The organism is Caulobacter sp. P1_D6 (assembly GCF_056406095.1).
Genome location: NZ_JBFUAW010000048.1, coordinates 1 through 21,830, shown reverse-complemented (window position 1 = coordinate 21,830; position 21,830 = coordinate 1). Strand labels below are relative to the sequence as shown.

Annotated in this window: 24 protein-coding genes and 1 riboswitch; of the genes, 14 read left to right on the top strand and 10 right to left on the bottom strand. The window is 68.9% G+C overall.

The features are described from left to right. The first annotated feature begins 106 nt into the window (after positions 1-106). Entirely contained in the window at positions 107-961 is an 855-nt protein-coding gene (locus AC1DYP_RS22065; protein WP_477048139.1) for an FkbM family methyltransferase, read from the top strand. Between the two features lie 124 nt (positions 962-1,085). Here the strand turns inward: AC1DYP_RS22065 and AC1DYP_RS22060 are convergent, their stop codons facing one another. Continuing rightward, positions 1,086-1,688 (bottom strand): hypothetical protein, encoded by a 603-nt coding sequence (locus AC1DYP_RS22060; RefSeq protein ID WP_477048138.1) that lies wholly within the window; start codon positions 1,686-1,688, stop codon positions 1,086-1,088. A gap of 1 nt (position 1,689) precedes the next feature. Then, positions 1,690-2,700, bottom strand: a complete 1,011-nt coding sequence (locus tag AC1DYP_RS22055) for a polyprenyl synthetase family protein (protein WP_477048148.1) — start codon at positions 2,698-2,700, stop codon at positions 1,690-1,692. Between the two features lie 131 nt (positions 2,701-2,831). On the opposite strand from AC1DYP_RS22055, the gene AC1DYP_RS22050 reads away from it, so the two are divergent. Continuing rightward, positions 2,832-3,599 (top strand): tRNA1(Val) (adenine(37)-N6)-methyltransferase, encoded by a 768-nt coding sequence (locus tag AC1DYP_RS22050; protein ID WP_477048137.1) that lies wholly within the window; start codon positions 2,832-2,834, stop codon positions 3,597-3,599. A 9-nt stretch (positions 3,600-3,608) separates the two neighbouring features. On the opposite strand, the gene AC1DYP_RS22045 is transcribed toward AC1DYP_RS22050, so the two are convergent. Then, complete coding sequence (locus AC1DYP_RS22045) at positions 3,609-4,961, bottom strand: FAD/NAD(P)-binding protein (protein ID WP_477048136.1); 1,353 nt, start codon at positions 4,959-4,961, stop codon at positions 3,609-3,611. Positions 4,962-5,105: 144 nt separating this feature from the next. Further along, a riboswitch (cobalamin riboswitch) is annotated at positions 5,106-5,333 on the top strand. A gap of 118 nt (positions 5,334-5,451) precedes the next feature. Here AC1DYP_RS22045 and metE point away from each other — a divergent pair. Further along, positions 5,452-7,788: a 5-methyltetrahydropteroyltriglutamate--homocysteine S-methyltransferase gene (metE, locus tag AC1DYP_RS22040; protein WP_477048135.1), complete on the top strand. Its 2,337-nt coding sequence runs from the start codon at positions 5,452-5,454 to the stop codon at positions 7,786-7,788. Between the two features lie 114 nt (positions 7,789-7,902). Here the strand turns inward: metE and AC1DYP_RS22035 are convergent, their stop codons facing one another. Continuing rightward, positions 7,903-8,466, bottom strand: coding sequence for a nucleoside 2-deoxyribosyltransferase (locus tag AC1DYP_RS22035; RefSeq protein WP_477048134.1), 564 nt, complete (start codon positions 8,464-8,466; stop codon positions 7,903-7,905). A gap of 50 nt (positions 8,467-8,516) precedes the next feature. Here AC1DYP_RS22035 and AC1DYP_RS22030 point away from each other — a divergent pair, with 50 nt between their 5' ends. Further along, positions 8,517-9,329: a CAP domain-containing protein gene (locus AC1DYP_RS22030; protein WP_477048133.1), complete on the top strand. Its 813-nt coding sequence runs from the start codon at positions 8,517-8,519 to the stop codon at positions 9,327-9,329. Positions 9,330-9,405: 76 nt separating this feature from the next. Here AC1DYP_RS22030 and AC1DYP_RS22025 read toward each other — a convergent pair whose 3' ends face one another. The 4 genes from AC1DYP_RS22025 to ilvC form a co-directional block, all read right to left on the bottom strand. After that, a complete protein-coding gene (locus AC1DYP_RS22025) occupies positions 9,406-9,663 on the bottom strand; it encodes a hypothetical protein (RefSeq protein ID WP_477048132.1) in 258 nt (85 codons plus the stop codon). 89 nt (positions 9,664-9,752) lie between these two features. After that, the gene (locus tag AC1DYP_RS22020) at positions 9,753-10,337 is read right to left on the bottom strand and encodes a YceI family protein (RefSeq protein ID WP_477048131.1); all 585 of its coding nucleotides are present in this window, start codon (positions 10,335-10,337) and stop codon (positions 9,753-9,755) included. A gap of 106 nt (positions 10,338-10,443) precedes the next feature. Further along, entirely contained in the window at positions 10,444-10,806 is a 363-nt protein-coding gene (locus tag AC1DYP_RS22015) for a hypothetical protein (protein WP_477048130.1), read from the bottom strand. Positions 10,807-10,915: 109 nt separating this feature from the next. Then, positions 10,916-11,935 carry a ketol-acid reductoisomerase gene (ilvC, locus tag AC1DYP_RS22010; protein ID WP_477048129.1) on the bottom strand — a complete coding sequence of 340 codons (1,020 nt, stop codon included), beginning with the start codon at positions 11,933-11,935 and terminating at the stop codon, positions 10,916-10,918. A gap of 166 nt (positions 11,936-12,101) precedes the next feature. Between ilvC and AC1DYP_RS22005 the strand changes: the two genes are divergently transcribed. Then, positions 12,102-13,037, top strand: a complete 936-nt coding sequence (locus AC1DYP_RS22005; protein WP_477048128.1) for an NAD(P)H-dependent oxidoreductase — start codon at positions 12,102-12,104, stop codon at positions 13,035-13,037. A 4-nt stretch (positions 13,038-13,041) separates the two neighbouring features. Here the strand turns inward: AC1DYP_RS22005 and AC1DYP_RS22000 are convergent, their stop codons facing one another. Together AC1DYP_RS22000 and AC1DYP_RS21995 are read right to left on the bottom strand one after the other, a co-directional pair. Beyond that, positions 13,042-13,434: a DoxX family protein gene (locus tag AC1DYP_RS22000; RefSeq protein ID WP_477048127.1), complete on the bottom strand. Its 393-nt coding sequence runs from the start codon at positions 13,432-13,434 to the stop codon at positions 13,042-13,044. Positions 13,435-13,631: 197 nt separating this feature from the next. Further along, positions 13,632-14,603, bottom strand: a complete 972-nt coding sequence (locus tag AC1DYP_RS21995; protein WP_477048126.1) for an RcnB family protein — start codon at positions 14,601-14,603, stop codon at positions 13,632-13,634. Positions 14,604-14,736: 133 nt separating this feature from the next. On the opposite strand from AC1DYP_RS21995, the gene AC1DYP_RS21990 reads away from it, so the two are divergent. The 9 genes from AC1DYP_RS21990 to AC1DYP_RS21950 all read left to right on the top strand — a co-directional run bounded on the left by AC1DYP_RS21990 (position 14,737) and on the right by AC1DYP_RS21950 (position 21,771). Beyond that, positions 14,737-15,291, top strand: a complete 555-nt coding sequence (locus AC1DYP_RS21990; RefSeq protein ID WP_477048125.1) for a DUF924 family protein — start codon at positions 14,737-14,739, stop codon at positions 15,289-15,291. Between the two features lie 72 nt (positions 15,292-15,363). Beyond that, positions 15,364-16,314, top strand: coding sequence for an SH3 domain-containing protein (locus tag AC1DYP_RS21985; protein WP_477048124.1), 951 nt, complete (start codon positions 15,364-15,366; stop codon positions 16,312-16,314). Between the two features lie 98 nt (positions 16,315-16,412). Then, positions 16,413-17,255 (top strand): thymidylate synthase, encoded by an 843-nt coding sequence (locus tag AC1DYP_RS21980; protein ID WP_477048123.1) that lies wholly within the window; start codon positions 16,413-16,415, stop codon positions 17,253-17,255. After that, positions 17,252-17,680 carry a PaaI family thioesterase gene (locus AC1DYP_RS21975; protein ID WP_477048122.1) on the top strand — a complete coding sequence of 143 codons (429 nt, stop codon included), beginning with the start codon at positions 17,252-17,254 and terminating at the stop codon, positions 17,678-17,680. Before AC1DYP_RS21980 ends, AC1DYP_RS21975 begins: the two co-directional genes overlap by 4 nt. Before the next feature lie 62 nt (positions 17,681-17,742). Then, positions 17,743-18,846 (top strand): hypothetical protein, encoded by a 1,104-nt coding sequence (locus AC1DYP_RS21970; protein WP_477048121.1) that lies wholly within the window; start codon positions 17,743-17,745, stop codon positions 18,844-18,846. Between the two features lie 45 nt (positions 18,847-18,891). Continuing rightward, positions 18,892-19,407, top strand: coding sequence for a dihydrofolate reductase (locus AC1DYP_RS21965; RefSeq protein WP_477048120.1), 516 nt, complete (start codon positions 18,892-18,894; stop codon positions 19,405-19,407). After that, a complete protein-coding gene (locus tag AC1DYP_RS21960; RefSeq protein WP_477048119.1) occupies positions 19,407-19,805 on the top strand; it encodes a hypothetical protein in 399 nt (132 codons plus the stop codon). Before AC1DYP_RS21965 ends, AC1DYP_RS21960 begins: the two co-directional genes overlap by 1 nt. Before the next feature lie 156 nt (positions 19,806-19,961). Then, on the top strand, positions 19,962-20,873 hold the full coding sequence (locus AC1DYP_RS21955; RefSeq protein ID WP_477048118.1) for an SMP-30/gluconolactonase/LRE family protein: 912 nt from the start codon (positions 19,962-19,964) through the stop codon (positions 20,871-20,873). Between the two features lie 106 nt (positions 20,874-20,979). Continuing rightward, positions 20,980-21,771 carry an SDR family NAD(P)-dependent oxidoreductase gene (locus tag AC1DYP_RS21950; protein WP_477048117.1) on the top strand — a complete coding sequence of 264 codons (792 nt, stop codon included), beginning with the start codon at positions 20,980-20,982 and terminating at the stop codon, positions 21,769-21,771. Positions 21,772-21,830: the final 59 nt, after the last annotated feature.

Here is a 21,830-nt window from a genome sequence, read left to right as displayed (position 1 = left end):
TTTCTCGACCGGCGGACGTGACCTTGCCACAAGCTATCGCTATGTGTCGGCCCAGAAACAAAGCCGCCGCGCTTGATTCCAAAGCGCCGCGCCGCACGAGGGCTCCATGGGTCTGTTCCGCAAGAAGAAGCACCGGGCGATCTCGCTGCCGGTCGGCGCCGCCCCCGTCCCCACTTCGGTGAAGTTCCGCGGCTGCACGTTCCGCATGCCCGACCACTGGGTGATCACCAAGCAGCTGCTGGACGGCAAGGACTACGAGCCCTGGGTGCTGGACTATTTCCTGCAGACCCTGAAGCCCGGCATGACCGTGTTGGATGTCGGCGCCAGCTGGGGCGCCTTCGCCCTGCCGGCCGGCAAGAAGGTCGGGCCGACCGGCCGGGTGATCGCCATCGAGATGAGCCCCGGCAACGGCCGGGTGATCCTCGAAAGCGCCAAGACCAACGCCATCGACAACATCCGCCTGATCCTGGTGGGCGTGTCCGACAAGCTGGAGACGGCCTTCCTGCGTCGCCAGACCATGCACAACAACCACCAGCTGGAGCCCTCGGGCCAGGCCGCGCCGGACGACCTGAGCGACTACGATTTCGCGCCGGTCGTGCCGATCGACCTGCTACGCGGGGAACTGGGGAAGGTCGACGTGATGAAGATCGACATCGAGGGCATGGAATATCGCGCTTTCATGGGCGCCAAGGCCTTCATGACCGACCAGAAGCCGATCACCTTCCTGGAATATTCGCCGCGCTTCCAGGCCGAGACCTCGCGCGCCGAGGGTTCGGCCCTGCTGAGCTTCTTCCTGGACCTGGGCTACGGCGTCGAGATCCTGCACCGCAAGAAGAAGCGCGAGGCCGTGAAGGGCGCGACGCCCGCCGAGGTGATCGCCAATGTCGACGCGGCCTGGAAGCGTCACGTCGAGGACGACAACGGCACCCACCTGGATCTGTGCCTGAAGGCGAAGGGCTAGAGCGCCCTGCGTCCTTCGAGGCTCGGCTTCGCCTCGCACCTCAGGAAGAGGAATTCAGCAGCAACAAAGCTCCTCATCCTGAGGCGCCCGCTAGCGGGCCTCGAAGGACGCAGAGCGCTTCGGCCTACTTGATCAGCTGCCACTTGCGCGCCCACCGGCCCTTGCCGAAGCGCGTGAGGATCAGCAGGTAGAGGCCGGCATAGATCACCGTGCCGACGCCCACGACGCCCATCGCCCACGGCCCCGGCGCGTGCCAGGGCGGTGGGACCAGCCAGTTGTGCGGCGGGGCGGTCAGCTCCAGCCACAGCCCGCCCACCCAGGCCAGCGAGAACAGCAGCACGGCCGGATAGCGCAGCAGCGGGCTCTTCTGGACCAGCAGCAGGAACTGCACGAAGGCCACGGCCAGGCCGGCGGCGATCGCCGCCCCGGCCGTCAGCCAGCCGTTGTGCGCCAGGGCCTTGACCCGCACGGCCGCCGAGAAGGCCGCCCACAGCGGGGCCCACAGGATCGGGCCGAACATCAGCAACAGGATGCCGAAGCCGACCACAACGCCCAGGCCGCCGCCGATCACTTGGCCAGCGGCTTCGCCGGCCTGATGGGCATGACCGTGGGGATCCCCGCTGGGATTTTCCGGCGTGGCCTTCAGGACGGTGTTCAGGGACGGCAGCGGACCTTCCGGCGGCAGCGGAAGCATGTTGCTGGTCTTGTTCCCCCCCGCCCAGGTCATGTCAGGTTCGCCGGCTGACCGCGAAGTCGGCCAGGCTTTCCAGGCTGGCGCGCCAGTCGTTGGCCGGGAAGCCCGACAGCGCCGCCTTGGCCTTGTCGGCGTAGCTGGCGGCCAGGTCGAGCGTGGCCTCCAGGGCCCCGGTGCCGACGATCAGCTCGCGGGCCCGGCGGAAGTCGGCTTCGGTCTGCTCGCGGCGGCCGATGGCCCGCTCCCAGAACTCGGCCTCGCGCGGACCCGAGCGGGCGATGGCCAGCAGCAGCGGCAGGGTGGCCTTGCCTTCGCGGAAGTCGTCGCCGGCGTTCTTGCCCAGGGCTTCGGTGGCGCCGCCGTAGTCCAGGGCGTCGTCGGCCAGCTGGAAGGCGATCCCGAGGTTCATGCCATAGGCGCGCAGATTGTCGGATTGGTCCGGTGACACGCCTGCCGAGACGCCGCCGGCTTCCGACGCCGCCGCGAACAGTTCGGCGGTCTTGGCGGAAATGATCTCCAGATACAGCGCTTGGCTCAGGTTCAGGTCGTGGCTGCGGGTGAGCTGCAGCACCTCGCCCTCGGCGATGACGCGGCTGGCCTTGGCCAGGATTTCCAGCGCCTTCATCGAACTTGTTTCCACCATGAGCTCGAAGGCCCGGGCGAACAGGAAGTCGCCGACCAGCACGCTTTGGGCCGCGCCCCAGATCAGGTGGGCCGCGACCTTGCCGCGCCGCAGCTGGCTGCCGTCGACCACGTCGTCGTGCAGCAGGGTGGCGGTGTGGATGAACTCGACGGCGGCGGCCAGCTTCAGGCAGGCGGCGTTGTCCGACCCGGCCAGGCGGGCGGCGGCCACGGTCAGCAGCGGACGCAGGCGCTTGCCGCCGGCGGCGATCAGGTGCTCGGCCAGGGCGGGAATGACCGGAACCTCGCTCTGCATGCGCGCGGTGATCAGGGCGTCGACCCCGGCCATGTCGGCGGCGGCCAGCCGCACGAGACGATCCACCGATCCCGGCTCCCGGGCGAGGGTCGCTGCAGCTGCGTCCAAAACCATACTCTCCCTGCTGACGCCCGCCGGCGGTCGGCGTGCGCCTCGCGTCCCTTGGGCTTGATCAGCCGTTGCGAGCGACAATGCTGGCGGGATAGGTCAGGGTCAAGGCGAGCACAAGGCTTGAAACGTTGCCGGACGAGATACCAGCCCCTCCGGAACCCTCGGGGGTCACCGAAGACGCCGTCCTGAACGGCCGCGTAAGGCTGCGCCAGCCCGTGGCGGGCTATCGCGCGGGCATGGACGCGGCCCTGCTGGCGGCGGCCTGCGACGCGAATCCCGGCGAACGGGTGATCGAGGCCGGTTGCGGGGTCGGCGGCGCCCTGCTGGCGGCGGCGAGCCGGCGTCCGGAAGCCCGATTCGTCGGGCTGGAGCGCGATCCCGCGGCCGCCGACCTGGCCTGGGGCAATGTCGCGCTCAACGAAATGACCGATCGCGTCGAGATCGTCGGCGGCGACGTCGAGCGCGGCTTTCGCGCCCTGGACCTGCCGGTGTTCGACGCGGCGATCAGCAATCCGCCCTTTTTCGACGATCCCGCCGCTTTGCGCGCGCCCTCCCCCGAGAAATCCGGCGCCTGGATGGCCGACGGCGGGCTGGCGGCCTGGACGGCGTTCTGCCTGAAGGCGGTGCGCGAGGGCGGGACCATCACCCTGATCCACCGCGCCGACCGACTGGCCGACATTCTCGCGTTGCTGGCGCCCAAGGCCGGCTCGTTCAAGATCCGCCCCGTCGCCCCCTTCGCCGACGCTCCGGCCAAGCGGGTGATCGTGCGGGCGATCAAGACCGGCAAGGCGCCGCTGGTCCTTCTGCCGCCTCTGGTGCTGCATGAGCGCGAGGGCGCGGGCCATTCAGCGGCGGCCGAGGCGATCCTGCGCGGCGACTCGGCCCTGGGCTGGTGACGCGCGGCGTCATCGCAGCGCCCGGATCACGCCCTGGGCGACCTCGACGGCCTGGACGCGGATGTCCGGCACGGCGTTGATTTCCCAGAGCGCGCCGCGCGTCATCGGCCCGACCGCGAACAGCGTGGGCTGCGCCTGGCCGGACACGGCGATCACGCGATGATCGACGTCCACATCGACGCCCAGACCCAAGGGATCGGGCCGGACCAGCCCCTGTTCCGACAGCGACGCCAGCAAGGGTTCGGACGATCGCGCCAGGCTCGCCGCCGGACCGGTGCAGTTGACCAGCAGGCCGGCCTCGAACCGCTCGGATCGCGCCGAGCCGCGTGGACGCCAGGTCACGGCGAAACCTTGATCCCGGGCGGCGTCGACGCGCTCCAGCCGCCCCGCGATGACCCTCAGGCGTCCCGTCCGGCGCATGTGGTCGATATGCGCCGCCACCTGAGGGGCCAGGCGATGCCGGTGCACATCCCAGAACGCCCGCCCGTGGCGCAGGAAACGGGTCCGCTGCTGGAGGCTCCAGCCGCGCCACAGCGCCTTGGTCACGGGCCGAAGGGCGTCGATGGCGGTGCGCCACCCATGCCGCTCCGCCGCCGACCGCAGCCAGGCCAGGGTCCGCGACGGTCCCGCCAGAGGCGACGGCGGCGGCGGAAGCGTGACCGGCGGCGCGCCGTCGTGCCGTAGTGGGGTCAGTCCGCGTCGCGACAGGGCGACGAAGGACTGTCCGGGGCGCGCCTCGTCCAGGGCCAGGGCCAGGTCGACCATGGTCAGGCCGGAGCCCAGAAGCAGGATCGGCGCGTCTCCCTCCGGAACGCGCGCCTCCCAGCGCCACGGATCGGCGACGTAGAGATCGGATTCGGCGAAGTCCCGATCGACACCCTCGGGCCGCGACGGCGGCGGGTTGCCGAGCGCCAGCACCACCGCGTCCGCGCTCAGCGTGCGCCCCATCCCGCAGGTAAGGCGCCAGCCGTCGCCGGAGCGGGTGATCGCGGTGATCTCGTCGGGCGTGATCACCAGGCGGCCCGCCGCCGCGGGCCCCTCGGCGACCGCGGCCAACAGGCTCTGGAGGTAGGCGCCGTAATCTGCGCGGGTCGCGAATCCGCCCGGCCCCACGTCGCGCCCCTGAGCCGCCAGCCAGTCGACGAACGCGTTGGGCTGATCCGGCCACGCGCTCATGTTGCCGGCCCGGACATTGAGCCGATGGCGCGGATTGTCGGTCGCGTAGGCCGCTCCAAGGCCCAGCGGACTGCGGCGCTCGACCAGCACGACCTTCACGGCGGCGTCCTGGCGCAGCAGATGAAGGGCCGTCATGACGCCGCTGAAGCCGGCGCCGACGACGGCGATGGTCGATGAAGGTCTCACGCGCTTTAAATCCTACCAGATTGGAAGACATTGTGATCGCCCCCGCCTGACCGGTCGATCCCATTCTTTCGCTTCTTCCTCCGACGCTCGGAAAATCATATAAGGATATCTTTATATCCCTCTTGACGATCGGGCGGAACGGGCGCTTCCTAGGTTCGTCGTGGTCTGCGGACGTTCGCGTACGGAGCTAAGAGGGAAGTCGGTGAGGGCCTGAAAACCCGAATCCGGCGCTGCCCCCGCAACTGTGAGCGGCGAGCCGCTGTCCGTTACGTGTCACTGACGCGCCGAAGCTGGATCGGTGGCGTGTCGGGAAGGCCAGGACAGGGGCGCTGACCCGTGAGCCAGGAGACCTGCCCCGACAGATAACGTCCTCCGGCGGGGTGCCCGGTCTGGTCGCTTGCAAGGCGTGACCGGGGCGTGAGCACCCGTGCGCGGCCGACCGCGCGCCCCGATCAGCCTCCCGCCATCACACCGGCAGAGGCTTTTTGAAATGACCGTCACCGTCGCCACCCTGGGCTTTCCCCGTATCGGCCCCCGCCGCGAGCTGAAGCTCGCGCTCGAGGACCACTGGGCCGGCAAGCTCGACGCCCCTTCCCTGCTGGCCGCGGCCGCCGAGCTGCGCGCCAAGGCCTGGGCCCGCCAGAAGGCCCTGGGCGTGGATCACGTGCCCAGCAACGACTTCTCGCTCTACGACCACGTGCTGGACGCCAGCGTGATGGTCGGCGCCATCCCGGCCGCCTACGGCCAGGCCGGCGGACCGGTCGACACCGCGACCTACTTCGCCATGGCGCGGGGGACCCAGGGCCAGGCCGAGGTCTGCGAGCACGGCCATCTCCACGCCCATGGCGCCGGCTTGCCCGCCATGGAGATGACCAAGTGGTTCGACACCAACTACCACTACCTGACCCCCGAGGTGTCGCGCGGCCAGGTCTTCGCCTTGTCCTCGACCAAGCCGATCGACGAGTTCCTGGAAGCCAAGGCCCTGGGGATCCGCACCCGCCCGGTGCTGCTGGGTCCGGTCACCTTCCTGAAGCTCGCCAAGACCCGTGATCCGGACTTCTCGACGCTGTCGCTGCTGTCCTCGCTGATCCCCGTCTATGTCGAGGTCCTGCAGCGCCTGATGGCGGCCGGCGCCGACTGGGTGCAGATCGACGAGCCCTGCCTGGCGCTGGACCTGACCGAGTTCGAGCGCGGTGAACTGCGTCGGGCCTATGGCGTGCTGACCCACGCCACGCCGGGCCTGCGCATCATGCTGACCAGCTATTTCGGGGCCTATGGCGACAACCTGTCGACAGCCGCCAACCTGCCGGTCGACGGCCTGCACGTCGATCTGGCCCGCGCGCCCGAGCAACTGGACGCCGTGCTGTCGGCGGCCCGCGAAGGCCTGGTGCTGTCGCTGGGCGTGATCGACGGCCGCAACGTCTGGCGCGCCGACCTGGAGGCCCTGCTCGACCGGCTGGACCCGATCGTCTCCAAGCGCGGCGGCGACCGCGTCGTCCTGGCCCCGTCGTGCTCGCTGCTGCACACGCCGATCGACCTGGAGCTGGAGACGGCCCTGGATCCGGAGGTCCGCCAATGGCTGGCCTTCGCCGTCCAGAAGATCGAGGAGCTGGCCGTCCTGGCCAAGGCCCTGAACGAAGGTCGCGACGCCGTCCGCCCCGCCCTCGAGGCTGCCTCCAAGGCCGCCGCCGCCCGTCGCGCCTCGCCCAGCATCCACGAGCCGGCCGTCCAGGCCCGGCTGGCGGCCGTGACGTCGGACGACGCCCGGCGCGGCGCTCCGTTCACCCAGCGGCTCGTCCTGCAGCAGGCGCGCCTGAACCTGCCGCCGCTGCCGACCACCACGATCGGCTCGTTCCCCCAGACCAGCGCCGTGCGCAAGGCCCGCAGCGCCCACGCCAAGGGCGCCCTGGCCGACGCCGACTACCAGGTGTTCCTGCGTGAGGAGACCGCCGCCGCGGTGGCCTGGCAGGAGGAGATCGACCTCGACGTGCTGGTGCATGGCGAGTTCGAGCGCAACGACATGGTCCAGTACTTCGGCGAGCAGCTGGCCGGCTTCGTGTTCACCAAGCACGCCTGGGTGCAGTCATACGGCTCGCGCTGCGTGCGGCCGCCGATCATCTTCGGCGACGTGTCGCGGCCCAGGGCGATGACGGTGGAGTGGTGGCGCTACGCCCAGTCGCTGACCGACCGGCCGATGAAGGGCATGCTGACCGGGCCGGTCACCATCCTGCAGTGGTCATTCGTCCGCGACGACATCCCGCGCAGCCAGACCTGCCGGCAGATCGCCCTGGCGATCCGCGACGAGGTGACCGACCTGGAGGCGGCCGGCGCCAAGGTCATCCAGATCGACGAGGCGGCCCTGCGCGAGGGCCTGCCCCTGCGCCGCGCCGACCGTCAGGCCTATCTGGACTGGGCGGTCGAGGCCTTCCGCCTGACGGCCTCGGGCGTCCGCGACGAGACCCAGATTCACACCCACATGTGCTATTCGGAGTTCAACGACATCATCGCCGCGATCGGGGCGATGGACGCCGACGTCATCTCCATCGAGACCGCGCGCTCGAAGATGGAGCTGCTGGACGCCTTCGAGGCCTACGCCTATCCGGCCGAGATCGGGCCTGGCGTCTACGACATCCACGCGCCGCGCGTGCCGGGCTCGGAGGAGATGGTCGCCCTGCTGACCACGGCGGGCCGCCGCCTCTCGCCGAGCCAGCTGTGGGTCAATCCCGACTGCGGCCTGAAGACCCGCAAGTGGGATGAGGTCCGCCCCGCCCTGGTCAACATGGTGGCGGCGGCCAAGGCCGCGCGGGCGGCGCTGGCGGCGGGGTAGCGCTCGCTCATCACCACTTGCCCCCTACGGGCCGCTTCGCGGCCGCCTTCCTCCGCCCCCTAGGGGGCGGACAGGCGGCGAAGCCGCCAGGTGGGGGCAAGTGCGTGAGCCGCCCTACTCCGCGTACAGCGCCAACGCCTCCAGGCACATCTCCAGCCCCGTCAGGTCATGGAGCGGGTCGTCGGTGATGATCACGAACAATCGCCGGGCCTCGGCCCACAGCATCACGGTCTCGGGCAGGCCGAAGTCCTCGACCACGCAGCCGTCGCCGTCGCGCCAGACGCCGTGCTCGTCGCGCTGGGCGCCGACATGCACCTCGACCCGGTCGACATATTCGGCCTCGCTCTCGTCGGAAACGTTCACATAGGCCATGACCGGCCGGCCCAGCCCGGCCAGCACCCCGGCCTCGAACGCGGCGGCACTGGCGCAGGAGGGACCGCGGAACGGCGTCAGATTGATGATCCCGGCGTCGGCCTGCCGCAGCTTGGCCATTCTCTCGGCGTAGAGTTCCCGGGCCTGGATCTCGACATTGTCGGCCTGGGTCTCGACGATGGCGGGAGCGGTCAGGCCGGTGAAGCCGTTGTCCAGGCAGAGGGCGCGTTGGCGCGCGGCTTGGGCCTCGGCGTCGGGAAGCCAAGGTTCGGGTCCGGCCAGCCAAATGGAACGTACGGGTCTCATAGACCCTTAGAGCTTGCCGAAACGGGACGCTGTCAACCGCCTTGAGGACCATGATCGCCCCAAACCGCCGCACTCTGATCGCCGCGACCGCTTCCGCCCTGGTCATGCCCAGCCTCGCCCCCAACCCCGCGGGGGCCGCCATCAGCGACCCCTGGCTGGCCTATGACCGCCGCCTGCGTCGCCAACTGGCCGAGGACAGGGGGGACTTCGATCCCGATTTCGAGACCGACCTGCGCGACCTGGGCGACATCTTCCGACGCGGCCAGAGGCTCTCCGAACTGGCGCCCGATCCCGGCCTGACCCTGGCGGCCCGCGCCCACGCCGCCGACATCGTCCGCACCGGCGTCTTCGACCACATGACCCGCGAAGGCTTCGGTCCCGCCGCCCGGGTGGGCCTGCTGGCCCGCGACCTGATCGGCGCCCCGGGCGAGAACATCGCCGAGCGAATGAACGCGGCCGGGGCGGTGCGGCCCGATCAGATCATGGGGCAATGGAAGACCAGCCCCGGCCACCGCGCCAACCTGCTGGCGCCCGGCTTCACCCACGTCGGCTACGGCGTGCTGCGCCAGGGCCGCGAGGTGATCGCGGTCGGGGCCTATGCCGAGGTCTCGGCCCGCCTGGCCGTCCCCGCCCCGCTGCGGGTGGCGTCGGTCGCCGCCATCGCCACGGCCCTGTCGAACGCCACGCCGCGCATCGACCAGTTCTCGGTGTCCGAGCCGGGCGCCGAGGCCCTGATCGAGACCTATGTAGAGGCCCCGGGCGCCCAGACCCTGCCGCCCGGCGCCTGGCAGCTGCGCCCTCACCTGTCGACCGGCGCGCGGAAGTACCTGGTGGCCTGGGGTCCGGTGTTCGTGCTGGGCTAGAGGCTCGGAGCGCTGCGAGACCGGAAAGGCCCTTGGCGCGATCGTCGCCAAAGGCCTCTTCGTCCGTCCAACGCGACTAGGGCCAAGGATGCCACGGGCCGGGGGGCAGCGGACCCGGCTGGGTGGATTCACAGTAGTCGACGCCCTGCTCGAAGCAGCTCGACCATTCCGGCGAGTAACGATCGCTGTACAGCCGGTCGCATCGCCCTGCGGCCCACTGCATGCAGGGCTCGGGATAGGCTTGGGCGGCGGTCGTCTGCACGGCGGTGGCCGCCGCCACGGCGGCAAGCGCCAAGACCAGTCTCAGCGGCTTGGAAAACATCACTCGGGTCATACACCCTCCAGTGGGAACACGCGAAACGCGCAAGGCAACTTCACCCTGGATTGTATTCAAGTCAACGTAGTAAAGCTAACTGACGCCACCTAAGGCTGCGCCACGCCCAGCGTCTCGATGCGGATGGCCACCGCGTCGCCGATCACCCCCGCCGCCCCGGCGCTGCCGAAGGCCTTGCGGCTGATCGAGCCGGTGATGGTGAAGCCGGCCTGCTTCTTGTTGTTGTTGGGGGCCGAGCCCAGCTTGTTCAGCTTGACGTCGAAGGTGGTCGGCAGGGTCACGCCCATGATCGTCAGGTCGCCGGTGACCTTGGCCGTCGTGTCGCCGGTCTTCTCCACCTTGGTCGACTTGAAGGTCATGGTCGGATTCTTGGCCGCGTTCAGCCAGCGCTCGCCCTTGAGGTGCTCTTCGCGCGTCGCGTTGCCGGCCTGCAGGCTGTCGACGCTGACCGTGGCCTCGACGCGCGACTTCTCGGGCGCGGCCTCGTCCAGCCAGATCGTGCCTTCCGCCTTGCCGAAGATGCCGATCACCGAGGTGAAGCCGAAGCGGTCGATGACGAAGCTGGTCTCGGTGTGGGTCTCGTCGAGCTTGTAGGCGACCTCGGCGGCGGACGCCGGCGCGGCGGCGGTCCCCAGGGCGGCGCAGGCGGTCATGACGGCGAGCAGGCGTTTCATCGGGCGTTCCCCTCATCCCGTTCAGCGGGACCGATGGGAGCTTCACGCGAGCGGCAGCGAACCGCAAGCGCGTAGACGAAAACGCGGCGCGGCGCCGAGATAATCGCTACGCGCCGGCCATCTCGCGAAGCCAAGGTATTTCGGCGCGAGCATCCCGCTCAGCCGCGTCGGCTGAATCATACAGTCCGGAAGACATGGTCGGCGACCAATAGCCTTCATCCTCATAGGGATCCTCGGTTGGCCCGTGCCACTTCATTTCGTCGAAGCGAAAGAGACCGTGATCTGCGCGTAAAATTTCGAGGGCGCGAGCCGCGTCAGCCCGCTCGATCCGCTTGACGAGCTCGTAGACGGGAGGCCCATTTGGCTGCACCGCATTCATGCGAAAGCGCCTAGTGACCTCGCCCAGGCTTCTGACGACGCCGAGGATCAGCAGAAGCATCAAAGCAAAGGTTGAGAGCGCCGCGAACACGGGACTGCCCCTTGAAGGAAAGATGCGGAACCTTAGCCTGGGTGTCTGAAAACGAAAACGGCGGGCCCTTTCGAGCCCGCCGTTCGTCGTTTCAGCGATGAGCCGAAGCCTAGTTCTTGGCCACGTCCACCAGCTTGTTCTTGGCGATCCAGGGCATCATGGCGCGCAGGCGGCCGCCGACTTCCTCGATCTGGTGCTCGGCCGAGCGGCGACGGGTCGCCTTGAAGCTCGGCTGGCCGACCTGGTTTTCCAGCATGAAGTCGCGGACGAACTTGCCCGACTGAATGTCTTCCAGCACGCGCTTCATCTCGGCCTTGGTTTCCGGCGTGATGATGCGCGGACCGGTGACGTACTCGCCGTACTCGGCCGTGTTGCTGATCGAGTAGTTCATGTTGGCGATGCCGCCTTCGTACATGAGGTCGACGATCAGCTTCAGCTCGTGCAGGCACTCGAAATAGGCCATTTCCGGCGCGTAGCCGGCTTCCACCAGCACTTCGAAGCCGGCGCGGACCAGCTCGACCGTGCCGCCGCACAGGACGGCCTGCTCGCCGAACAGGTCGGTTTCGCATTCCTCGCGGAAGTTGGTCTCGATGATGCCCGAACGGCCGCCGCCGATGGCCGAGGCGTAGGCCAGGCCGAGGTCCAGGGCGTTGCCGGTGGCGTTGTGGTGCACCGCGATCAGGCAGGGCACGCCGCCGCCCTTTTGATACTCGCCGCGCACGGTGTGGCCGGGGCCCTTGGGGGCGACCATCAGCACGTCGATGGTCTCCTTGGGCTCGATCAGGCCGAAGTGGACGTTCAGGCCGTGGGCGAACAGCAGGGCCGCGCCGTCGCGGATGTTGGGCGCGATGTCGTTCTTGTAGATCGCGGCTTGATGCTCGTCGGGGGCCAGGATCATGATCAGGTCGGCCCAGCCGGCGGCTTCGGCGACGGTCATGACCTTCAGGCCTTCGCCTTCGGCCTTCTTTGCGGTGGGCGAGCCGGCGCGCAGGGCGACGGCGACGTTGGTCGCGCCCGAGTCCCGAAGGTTGAGAGCGTGCGCGTGACCTTGCGAACCATAGCCTACGATCGCGATCTTCTTGTCCAGGATGCGAGCGAGGTCGGCGTCGCGATCATAATAGACGCGCATGTTTTTTCTCCAGGACTGGTCAAATAGGCCGCCTCGCGCAACGGCGAAGCGACAAAGGCCGGGCGTTTGAGCGTTTTTTTGCCGTTTCGTCAAGGCGATGACGACAGAACACCGTGACCCGAAAGCCTCTGTGGCGACGTTTTAGACGCTGGGGCGTTCCACCGCCATGGCAAGCCCCCAAGAAGCGTCTCAAGACGCCCCCATCGTTTCCCCTGACCCCAGCGAGGAACGCGCCCTGCGGGTGCTGGTGATCGCCGGTTCGCAGCGGCGCCACAACAGCTGCCCGGGCCTGGACTCCAAGGCGCGGGCCCTGATGCTGCGAATGGCCGCGGCCCTGCCGCCCGAGTGGCAGATCGACACCGAGGACCTGGGCAACCAGCACGGCAAGCCCAAGATCCAGGCCTGCAACGCCTGCGTCTCCTCGTCGATGGCGCTCTGCGTGTACCCCTGCAACTGCTACGGCCCGCGCAGCACCACCCAGCCCGACCTGATGTGGGACCTGGACCTCTACGGCCGCCTGGCCCGGGCCGACGCCTGGGCCTTCATCGGCCCGACCAACTGGTACGGGCCCACGACCAACTTCAAGCTGATGTTCGACCGCCTGGTCTGCGCGGCCGGCGGCAACCCGCGCCCCGAGCTGATCGACAAGAAGGACACGCTGAAGGCCCAGGCCCTGGAGCGCTCGCCCCAGTGGCGGCGACTGACCAGGAACCACCTGGAGGGCCGCACCGCCGCGTTCTTCACCTATTGCGACGGCGGGGCCAACGAGATGGGCGAGGACGGCCGGCCCAAGCTGGTCAAGCGCAAGGACTGGTTTGATCCGGACCAGGAGCCGTACCAGGACGAGAAGATGGCCTACCAGGGCCTGGTCTGGCAGTGCCGGTACAGCGGGATCGAGGTTCCGGACGCCCTGTGGGCCGCCGGGGTGTTCGGCGAGGGCAAGCCCTACGCCGACGACCAGGCCGACGACATGATGACCGAGACCGACCACGTCGCCCAGTTCGACGCCTGGGTCGAAGGCTTCATCACCCATGTGGCGTTGAAGGGCGTCGTGGCGACCAAGGACGACGAACGGGCCGCGAAGTCGACGACGAACGTCTAGGACGTCAGGCCCTGCGCCACGGGAACAGCGCCCGCAGCGCCGGATCGCGCAGCCACAAGCCGCCCCACATGAACAGGCCCAGATAGATCGAGAACAGTTCGTGGCTGAACAGCGGGTTCTCGACCCGGACCTGGGTGGCCATGGCGCCGCCCAACAGGCCGGTCATCAACACCGCGCCCAGCACTGACGTTCGCGGAAAGAGGTAGAGCGCGACGAAGGTCAGCTCCATGAGCCCGATCATCAGGACGTAGTCGGCCTTCCAGCCCAGCGCCGTCAGGGTGTCGGCCGCCACCGGCATGCCGGCCAGTTTCGGCAGGACCGACGCGCCCAGCATGAACAGGGCGAACAGGCCGGTCAGGACGCGTCCCGTCCAGACCATGGGCGAAGCTTTCAACATCGTCGTTCCTTTCGAGGCCGTCGCGCGGCGGGGAAGGCATTGCGCCAACGCCCCTAGGACGATCCCGTCGTCCGCGATCCGACACCGCCCCGTCGAAAACTTCACCGTCGAAGCCTCGGCCAGACGACAGGCGCTCGAAACGACAAAGCCCGGGCGGATCGGCGATCCGCCCGGGCTTCTTTCAACACACGGCCAAGCTACCAGAACAGGCCGTAATAGACGCTCAGCACCTGGCCGCTCCAGACGTCGACCAGCAGGGCGTCGTTGCCGACCCGCACCCACTCGCAGCCGATGGGCGGATACGGCAGGCCGAATTGCCAGGCGTCCAGATAGTAGGATGAGCCGTACCAGCCGCCCGGCAGGTAGTCGCCGAACGACCAGGACCGCGCATAGAAGCCGCGCGGATAGCGATAGGCCGGGGCCCGGTAGCGCTGCGCGGCGCGATAGGAGGGCCGGTAGCGACGCTGGTCGTAGCGCTGACGGTCGTTGTCGCGATCGCGGTAGTGACCGTTGTTCTGACCCGGCCGGCCGTGATCGCCGCGACCTTGATCGCCCCGTCCCTGGTCGCCGCGTCCGGGACCGCGGTCCCAGCCGCCGTTCTGACCGCCGTTCTGGGCGTTGCGATCCCAGCCGCCCCGGTCGCCGCCGTTGCGGTCGCCACGGTTCTGGTCACCTCGGTTCTGGTCGCCGCGATTTTGATCGCCCCGGTTCTGGTCCCCGCGATCGCCGCCGCCGGGACGTCCGCCCTGGCCCCGCCAGCCGCCGCCGTCGCGGCCTTGCTGCTGGCCCTGGGCTTGCTGCGGGCTCGGGGCCTGCGGCGCGGGCGCGGCCTGTTGCGGTTGGGGTTGGGGGCGCGGCGTCAGGGGCGAGCGGCCGCCCCCGTCGGAACGAGGGCCGCGATCACCGCGATCGCCGCCCGACTGACGCCAGCCGCCGCCGCGATCCCCGCCGCCGGAAGGCTGTTGCTGGGGTTGTTGGGCTTGCGGCTGCTGTTGCTGCTGCTGGCGCCAACCGCCGCCATCGCCACGCTCGCCGCCTCCTGGTCCGCGCTCGCGGCCTTGGCGATCATGGCGTTCAGCGCCATCCTGCCCCAGGCCCGCGCCGGCGGCTTCCGCCGCGACGCCGCCCAGCAAGGACAGGACCATCGCCGTCGTGATCAGACGTTTCATTGCTTTCCAAGTGCTCCAAGGGGCCTGATGTCGGCCCCATCGCTCATCCCTTGCGTCAAGTGTCGTCCCTGTTGCATGAACCGCGTTTGAACGACGCCGTCCGTTTCAAAAGTCACCCTCAGGGGGATCCGCCATGACCGCCAAACCGCAGGACGTGCTGGGTTTCTGGACCGCCGCCGGTCCGGACAAGTGGTTCGCCAAGTCCGACGCCTTCGACGACGCCATCCGCCTGAAGTTCGAGCCCGTCCACCTGGCCGCCGCGCGGGGCAAGTACGACGCCTGGGCCGCCGACTCGGAAGGCGCCCTGGCCCTGCTGATCCTGCTGGACCAGTTCCCCCGCAACCTCTACCGCGACAGCGGCCACGCCTTCGCCACCGACGGCAAGGCCCGGGCGATCGCCGCCGCGGCCCTCGCGGCAGGCCATGACAAGGCCGTCGCGCCCGAGCTGCGGCCGTTCTTCTACCTGCCCTACGAGCACTCGGAGTCACTGGCCGACCAGGAGACCAGCATCGCCCTTTGCGAAGGGCTTCTGAAGGAGACCGGCGACGCCGATACTTTGAAGTGGGCGATCGCCCACCGCGACATCATTGCCCGCTTCGGCCGTTTTCCACACCGGAACAAGGCGTTGGGACGAACCACGACCGCGGCCGAGCAAGCCTTCCTCGATGAAGGCGGTTTCGCGGGCTGACCTTCACCTTGGCGAGGGACGCCGTACACGCTAGGGGTGCGCCGTAGCGTCAGTTCAGTGCAAAGGCTTATGATGAAATCGTTGTCGTATTTGCTCGCGGTGGGCGCCGCGCTTTCCATCGTCACGCCCGTATCGGCATTTGCTCAGGCCAAGCCGAGCAACGCCCAGAAGCTCCAGACCCAGGCCGTCGCCGAAATCCCCCGCTGCGCCCGCAAGCTGGGCACGCTGTCGATCATGGACGGCGACGATACGCGCGGCTGGATGCAGTACAATCTGGCCTCGCCGCAGAAGCTGTTGAAGGCGATGGTCCAGAAGTCGGGCTGCTTCAACCTGGTCGACCGTGGCGCCGGCCTCAACGCCGCCCAGATCGAGCGCAACATCGGCGGCAATCTCGGCATGCAGCGCGGCTCCAACGTCGGCCAGGGCCAGATCAAGGCCGCCGACTACGTGCTGGTGGCCGAGGTCCAGGCCGCTGACGGCAATTCGGGCGGCGGCGCTGTGGCCGGCGCGATCGGCGGCCTGATCGGCGGCCGGGCCGGCGGCCTGATCGGCGGCATCAAGACCAAGAAGCTGGAAGCCAACACCGTGCTGTCCCTGACCAACGTGCGCACCACCGAGACGGTGGCCGTGCAGGAAGGCTACGCGGCCAAGAACGACATCGGCTGGGGCGCGGGCGGCGGCATCGGCTTCGCCGGCGCGGTCGGCGGCGGCTATGAAGACACCGAGATCGGCCGGATCATCACCCTGTCGTTCATCAACAGCTACACCAAGCTGGTGACCGACCTGGGCCTGCTGTCGACCACGACCACGGCCGCGGCCGCCGCTCCGTCCAAGACCTTCGTGGCCAGCCGGGTCACCAACCTGCGCGCCACGGCCGCGGCCGGCGGCAAGCTGATCCGCGCCCTCCCCGCCGGCGCGATCGTCTATCCCACCGGCGAAAAGAACGGCCTGTGGTGGGAAGTCGCCGACGAGAACGACAATGTCGGCTGGGTGCTGAACACCGGTCTCGAGCCGGCGCGCTAAGCCTCCGCCAGACCCGCGACAAGACGCCCCGCCCGAGACCTCGAGCGGGGCGTTTTTGTGATTGGCCATCGCGGCGATTCGCGTAGGAGAGTGGCGCCATGAACGCCGTCACCGCCATTCACGCCGAACAGGCCGCCGCCGACCATCCCGAGCGGCAGTACCTGAACCTGCTCGCCGACATCCTGGAGAACGGCGTCCAGCGCGGCGACCGCACGGGCACCGGCACGCTGGGCGTGTTCGGCCGGCAGATCCGCTTCGACCTGTCGAAGGGCTTCCCGGTGCTGACCACCAAGAAGCTGCACCTGCGCTCGATCATCGTCGAGCTGCTGTGGTTCCTGAAGGGCGACACGAACGTAAAGTACCTGCAGGACAACGGCTGCAAGATCTGGGACGAGTGGGCCGACGAGAACGGCGACCTGGGTCCCGTCTACGGCAAGCAGTGGCGCTCGTGGGCCGCGCCGAACGGCCAGTCGATCGACCAGATCGCCAACCTGGTCGAAGGCCTGAAGACCAATCCCAACAGCCGCCGCCACATCGTCAGCGCCTGGAACCCGGCCGACGTCGAGGACATGGCCCTGCCGCCCTGCCACTGCCTGTTCCAGTTCTTCGTCGCCGACGGCAAACTCAGCTGCCAGCTCTATCAGCGCAGCGCCGACGTCTTCCTGGGCGTGCCGTTCAACATCGCCTCCTACGCCCTGCTGACGATCATGGTCGCCCAGGTCGTGGGGCTGGAGCCCGGCGAGTTCGTCCACACCTTCGGCGACGCCCACCTCTACCTGAACCACCTGGAGCAGGCCCGCGAACAGATCCAGCGCGAGCCCAAGCCCTTCCCCACCCTGAAGATGGCCGACAAGCGCGACCTGTTCGCCTTCGACTACGAGGACTTCCAGCTGGAAGGCTACGAGGCCCACCCGCACATCAAGGCGGCGGTCGCCGTTTGACCTGGGCCACCGACCGGCTGGACCAGATCAAGGGCGGCGACGTCGTCCTGCCGCCGGTGGTTCAAACGCTTCAGCTGGGCGGTCTCGACGACTGGGGCGAGGGCTGGGTCCGCAAGACCTGGACGCCGGCGCCGGAACTGCTGAACGTCGACGGCTCGCTGTTCGGCGGCTACATCGCCGCCCTGGCCGATCAGATCCTGGCCTTCGCGGCCATGACCGTCGCGCCCGCCGACGCCATGTTCCGCACCAGCAACCTGAGGGTCGACTTCATCCGGGTCGGCAAGGCCGAGGTGCTGACGCTGGAAGGTCGCGTGGTCGCCAGGACCAAGGGCATGATCCACGTCGAGGCCGACTTCCGACGCCCCGACGGCGAGCTGATCGCCCGCGCCTCGGCGCAGCAGATCGTGGTCCCGTTCGGCGGCTGATCGCGGTCGCCTTCTTCTCGCGTCATGAACCTGTGGTAGAGCTTTTGACCTCAAGTCGGGGAATGCTTATGCGGTTTCAGGTTCTTCGCGCGCTGGCCGGCGCGCTCGTCGCGGCGCTGACCGTCACGACGGTCCAGGCCGCCGCGCCGCCGCCCGCCAGCCTGCGCTCGACCATCATCGTCCCGGTCATTCCCCCAGGCTGGTTCGTCGGGACCTATTCGGCCAACGGTCGCTCGGAACTGGGCGAGATCACGCCCAAGGATCAGGGCGGCGCGGCCTATATCGACCTGATCGGCTTCAGCGTCACGCCCATGCCGCCGGGCGTCACCCTGGTCCAGGTGCTGGAGGCCACGCGCGGTTCGATCGGGTCGCGCTGCCCCCAGCCGAACGTGCGGGATGTCGCCGATCCCGCCCTGCCCGCCTGGGGCCAGGTCGTCGTCTACTGCCTGACGCCGAAGGACGGCGATACGGTGCTGGAAGTCACCGCCATGGCCTTCCAGGCTCGCGACGGCCACCTGTTCTCCACCTGGCGGGCTCGGCGCGAGCCCTTCGCCAAGACCATCGCCTTCATCAAGGCGCGCGTTCCCTCGAGCAAGCCGATCGCCGCCCAGCGGGACGGCGCCTGGCGCTTCGACGAGGCCGTGCTGGACGAGGTGACGCCGGGCTTGGCCGCCAGCCTGTTCGCCGAGCTCGCCAAGACCGAGGTCTGCAACCTGGCGGCCGGCGAGATCTGCCCCTCGCTACGCGCGCCCCCCGAGCTGGCCAAATCCACCATCGCCATGCTGCATATCGAAGGCTCCAACGAACTGACCATGCGCCAGAGCATGACAGGTCCCGACGGAAAGCCGGTCAGCGACTTCGCCAAGCAGACCCTGGCCGCCGTCAAGGACGACTCGGCGGACAAGCCGTTCACGACCCTGCAGGCGATCTCGCTGACGGACCACGACTGGTCCAGCGGCGCCGGCCTCTCCGCCGCCCTGGCCCAGCCTCTGGTCGGCGCGCGATCGGGCGGTGGAACCCTGTCGGCGGTCGACCACGGGGTGAAGGCCGACCTGGCGACCCGCGGTCGAATGCAAGCCTATGTGGTCATGCTCTCCCGGCTCGTCTGGCTGGCCGGCGTGACGCCCGAGCGCGAGCAGTTGGTGCTGACCGCCCCCGCGCGCTAGCGTCGACTCATCGACATCTTGCGGGGTTGAAGGGTAAGACAGGGCATGTCCGTTATCCTTACCGTCGGCCCCGTCGCCCGCTCGCTCAACGGCGTCATCGGCCGCGACAACGACCTGCCCTGGCGATTGAAGTCCGACCTCCAGATTTTCAAGGCCTGCACGATGGGCAAGCCGGTGATCATGGGACGCAAGACCTGGGACAGCCTGCCGCGCAAGCCGCTGCCGGGGCGGATGAACATCGTGCTGTCGCGCGACGGCTCGTTCGAGCCGCCTCAGGCGGTGGTTTGCGAGAGCTTCCTGGAGGCCGTGCAGATGGCCAAGGAGCATGCGGCCGAGGACGGCGTCGACGAGGTCTGCGTGATCGGCGGCCGGGCCCTGTTCGAGACCGCCCTGCCCAAGGCGAGGCGCCTTTACCTGACGGAAGTGCAAGCCGAGGTCGAAGGCGACGTCAGCTTCCCCGCTTTCGACGAAGCGGCCTGGACCGAAGTGCGTCGCGAGGCGCATCCTGCCGGTCCCGACGACGATCACGCCTTCGTCTTCCGCGTCCTGGAGCGCCGCTGATGCGCCTTCTGACCGCCCTGCTCTGCGCCCTGGCCCTTGGCGTCGGCGCGACCGAGACCGCCTTCGCCGACGTCAGCCTGGGTCAGACCGACAGCCTGGCGCGGGCCGGCGCCACCGACGTGGTGGTGTTCAACGTGGTCAAGGTGCGGCCGCTGGACGGCGGCGAGGTCGCCAGCTGCCGCGTGTTTGGCCGGGCGATCCGGGCCGAGCGGGGCAAGCGCTTCCGTCCCCGCCAGACGCTGCGCCTGACCGTGCCTTGCGCGACCCAGGGCGCCGACGCCTCGGACGCCACGCCCAAGTGGGTGGACCGCGAGGCCCTGGTGCGCTCGGCCCACGGCCGCGCCTTCCTGAGCGGCGACGGCGTGCTGATCGCCTACGAGCTCTATGATCTGAACTGAGGCCGGGGACATGCGCTCGCGCGTGTCCCCACCAGCGCCTCGGATGAACTGGGGACACGCACAAGTGCATGTCCCCGATCGCGGCTTGCGGCGTCGTTCAAACGCCCGTTTACTCCCCAAGCACGCCCGCTAGAGGCGTCATCCAGGGAGAGACGCATGGAGCTGGAACTCGTCGCCGAGGGCCTGCAATTCCCTGAAGGCCCGATCGCCATGGCCGACGGCTCGGTGATCCTCACCGAGATCCAGGGCCTGGTCCTGACCCGAGTGCATCCGGACGGCCGCAAGGAGACCGTCGCCGAGGTCCCCGGCGGGCCCAACGGCGCGGCCATCGGCCCGGACGGGGCGATCTATGTCACCAACAACGGCGGGGCCTTCCACTTCATCGACATGGGCGGCCTGAACGTGCCCGGCCCCACCCCGCCCACACACACCGGCGGCTCGATCCAGCGGGTCGACCTCGCCACGGGCAAGGTCACGACGCTCTACACCGAATGCGACGGCAAGCCGCTGGTCGGGCCCAACGACCTGGTCTTCGACAAGCAGGGCGACTTCTGGTTCACCGACCACGGCTGCACCACGCCCGAAGGCCGCAAGTACGGAGCGCTGTACTACGCCCTGGCCGACGGCTCGAAGATCGTCCGCTGGCGCGAGCACTTCGTCTCGCCCAACGGCGTGGGCCTCTCGCCGGACGAGAAGACCGTCTACATGGCCGACACCATGCTGGGCCGGCTGTGGTCGTTCGACATCGCCTCGCCCGGCGTGTTGGCCGATCCCGCGCCCTTGGAGCCAGGAAGGGTGGTCTGCAACCTGCCGGGCTACCAGCTGCTGGACAGCCTGGCGGTCGAGGCCGACGGCAAGGTCTGCGTGGCGACGATCATCAACGGCGGCGTCACCGCCTTCTCGCCGGACGGGACGACCGAGCACTTCGCCGTGCCTGATGTGATCGTCACCAACATCTGCTTCGGCGGGGCGGATATGCGCGACGCCTGGATCACGGCGTCGGGAACGGGCAAGCTCTATAAGGCGCGGTGGCCCAGGCCCGGACTGAGGTTGAATTTCAATGCCTGAGTCCGATCGACTTGTGAATTGAAGTCACAAGCCATGTGCCCCTGCGGGCATGGCTCCGCTGCCCACGCATGCCCAGTTATGGGCTCGAACGCAACGGAGTCCCTCGATGGATCTCAAACTCAAAGACAAGACCGCCCTCGTCACCGGCTCGACCGCCGGCATCGGCCTGGAGATCGCCCGCACCCTGGCCGTGGAGGGCGCCAAGGTGTTCGTCACCGGCCGTGACCAGGCCAAGCTCGACGCGGCGGTGAGCGACATCCGCGCCTCGGGCGGCGCGAACGTTTCGGGCGTCCTGGCCGACGCGGCCACCGCCGAGGGCGCCGCGTCGTTGCTGGCCGCCGTCCCGCAGGTCGACATCCTGGTCAACAACCTCGGCATCTACGAGATGAAGGCCTTCGCCGACATCCCGGACGAGGACTGGCTGCGGCTGTTCGAGGTCAATGTGATGAGCGGCGTGCGCCTGTCGCGCGGCTATTTCCCCGGCATGCTGGAGCGCAACTGGGGCCGGGTGATCTTCATCTCCAGCGAAAGCGGCCTCGCGATCCCCGGCGAGATGGTCCACTACGGCATGACCAAGAGCGCCCAGCTGGCGGTCGCGCGCGGCATGGCCCAGCAGACCAAGGGCACCGGCGTGACGGTCAATTCGGTCCTGCCCGGCCCGACCCGCGCGGCGGCCATCGCCGACTTCCTCAAGAGCGTGTCCAGCAATCCGGGCGGCACGACAGCGGAACACGAGACCGAGTTCTTCACCAAGCATCGCTCGTCGTCGCTGCTGCAGCGGATGATCGAACCTCAGGAAGTGGCCAGCCTGGTGGCCTATGTCGCCAGCCCCCTGGCGGCGGCGACCAACGGCGCGTCGCTGAAGGTCGAGGGCGGGTTGGTGACGACGATCGCTTAGTCTCGTTCCTCCCCCTGTGGGGGAGGCGGCGCGAAGGCGCCGGTGGGGGGAGTGGTCCC